The sequence below is a fragment of the Streptomyces botrytidirepellens genome, from assembly GCF_003721215.1.
Taxonomy (GTDB): Bacteria; Actinomycetota; Actinomycetes; order Streptomycetales; family Streptomycetaceae; genus Streptomyces; species Streptomyces himastatinicus.
In genome coordinates this window covers 1-2,487 of record NZ_RIBZ01000525.1, presented here as the reverse complement: position 1 = coordinate 2,487, position 2,487 = coordinate 1, and the positions used below count along the sequence as shown (strand labels likewise).

Here is a 2,487-nt window from a genome sequence, read left to right as displayed (position 1 = left end):
CGCGCTCGCCGCGGCCACCCGCGCCACCACCGGCTGCGGCTCGTGCGCGGGCGCGGTCCGCGACCTGTGCGCCGCCCTGCACGCCGCCGCCGGGCCGCGGCCCGAACCGGCGGTGGCGGAGGCGCTCCGGTGACCCGCACCCTCGTCGTCGTCGGCCACGGCATGGTCGGCCACTGGCTGGTGGAACGCATCCGGGACCGGGACCGGGCCGACCGGTGGCGCATCGTCGTCCTCGCCGAGGAACCGCGGCCCGCCTACGACCGGATCTCGCTCTCCTCCCACCTGGAGGGCGGGGAGGGCGGGGACGCCGGGGCGCTCGACCTGACCGGCCCGGACCTCCTCGACGACCCCATGGCCGACCTCCGGCTGAGCACCACCGCCGTCGCCGTCGACCGCCGTGCCCGCACCGTCACCAGCGCGGACGGCACCGTCACGGGCTACGACGCGCTGGTCCTGGCCACCGGCTCCCGGCCCTTCGTCCCGCCGATCGCGGGACGCGACCTGCCGGGCTGCTTCCGGTACCGGACCGTCGAGGACATCGAGGCCATCCGGGCCGCGGCCGTCCCCGGCCGGACGGGCGTCGTCATCGGCGGCGGGCTCCTCGGGCTCGAAGCGGCCAACGCGCTGCGGCTGCTGGGCATGCGGTCCCACGTGGTGGAGACGGCCCCGCACCTGCTGCCGCTCCAGATCGACGCCGGAGCCGGACAGGTCCTCGCCGACCTCATCGGCAAGCTCGGGGTGCAACCCCACTGCGGGACCATCACCCGGTCCGTCGACCCCGGCCCCGACGGGCGGGTCTGCGCGGTGACCCTCGACGATCGCACCCGGCTGGACGCGGCCCTGGTCGTCTTCGCCACCGGCGTACGGCCCCGCGACGATTTGGCCGAACCCTCCGGTCTGACCCGCGGGCCGCGCGGCGGCATCCTCGTCGACGACCACTGCCGCACGGCCGACCCCCGGGTCTGGGCGATCGGCGAATGCGCCGCCGTCGAAGGCCGCTGCTACGGGCTCGTCGCCCCCGGTTACCGCATGGCCGAATGCGTCGCCGCGCAGCTCCTGGGCCTCCCGGCGCGGCCCTTCGCGGGGGCCGACACCTCCACCCGGCTCAAACTGCTCGGCGTCGACGTCGCCAGCTTCGGCGACTGCCACGCCGAGACCCCCGGCGCCCTCGAATACATCCGCCACCACCACCGGGCGGGCAGCTACGCCAAGCTCGTCCTCGCCGACGACGCCCGCACCCTGCTCGGCGGCGTCCTGGCGGGCGACACCAGCGCCTACCCGCTCCTGCACTCCCTGACGGGCCGACAGTTGTCGGCCCATCCCGAACGGTTGCTGCTCGGTGCACCTCACGAAAGGGAACCAGCGTGACTCCGCTCCCAGCCTGAAGGCGGGGGCTTCCAACCTAAAGGTTGCGGTCCAGCCCGAACCGATCCCTTTCGGGAGAGACAGGAAATACCACAGGTCAGGGAAGCAATTCCCCCACCGGCTGAAGCCGGTGGCCTCCTCACTAGGAGACTCTATGGACGTGATGACGGCCATCCTCACCCGCCGCAGCGAGCAGAAGCTCGCCGGTCCCGCCCCCAGCCCCGAAGAGTTCCGCTACCTGCTCAAGGCGGCCTCATGCGCCCCCGACCACGGCATGCTGCGGCCCTGGCGATGGCTGCTGATGTCCGGAGACGCCCGGGACGCGCTCGCCGCCGCCCTCGCCGAGGACAACGGCAAGAGCATCGAGGCCATGCGCGCCAAGACCCGGCGGGCGCCCCTGCTGGCCACGCTCGTGTTCTCCCCGGACCCCGTCTCGCCGGTGCCCGAATGGGAACAGATGGCCGCCGTCAGCGCCATGGCCACCTCGCTGATGCTGCTGCTCCACGCCCGCGGCTTCGGCAGTATCTGGCGGACCGGTGCCCAGCTCGACGCCGAACCGGTTCGCAAACTGCTCGACCTCGACCAACCCGAACGCGCCCTGGGCTGGCTGTACATCGGCACCGTGGAGCCGGGCCGCCCGACCCGCCGCCGCCAGGCCCCGGACGTCGGCGACCGCCTGAAGATCTTCAGCGCCCCCTATTAAGAGGCTCGGTTCGCCTCCGGGGCGCCTCAGCCCGCCCCCAGCTACCGCTGGGAGGTGCCCCCGGTCGACGGTCGACCGTGCTCGGTCCCTCGTTCCTCGGGACCTCCGCGCGCTCTCCCTTTCGACAGCGGCGCGCCCCTTCGGCTCACTCGCCGGTCAGACGGGGTTGCCGGAGCGCCGACCGCACCCAGCCCCCGGCCGCCACCGGGAGCGCCCCCGGCCGGGTGCGAAACTGGCCGTCCGGGGCCGGGCAGTCCGGCCCGGGCGGTCCTGCCCGGCCGGGCAGGGCTTCGGCAGCGGGCAGGAGAGGTGCGGCGTGGCGGACGCGGGGTTCACGGAGGAGCGGGCGCGGGCGGTGCTCGCCGCCGCACTGCCGCGCGGCACCGGCGACGCCGCCGGGGCCCGGCTGCTGGCGCTCG

2 protein-coding genes are annotated in these 2,487 nt (G+C 74.7%); both read left to right on the top strand.

What is annotated here, in order from left to right:
- The first annotated feature begins 129 nt into the window (after positions 1–129).
- Entirely contained in the window at positions 130–1,368 is a 1,239-nt protein-coding gene (locus EEJ42_RS32325; protein WP_123105479.1) for an NAD(P)/FAD-dependent oxidoreductase, read from the top strand.
- Between the two features lie 151 nt (positions 1,369–1,519).
- Entirely contained in the window at positions 1,520–2,068 is a 549-nt protein-coding gene (locus EEJ42_RS32320; protein WP_123105477.1) for a nitroreductase family protein, read from the top strand.
- Positions 2,069–2,487 lie beyond the last annotated feature (419 nt).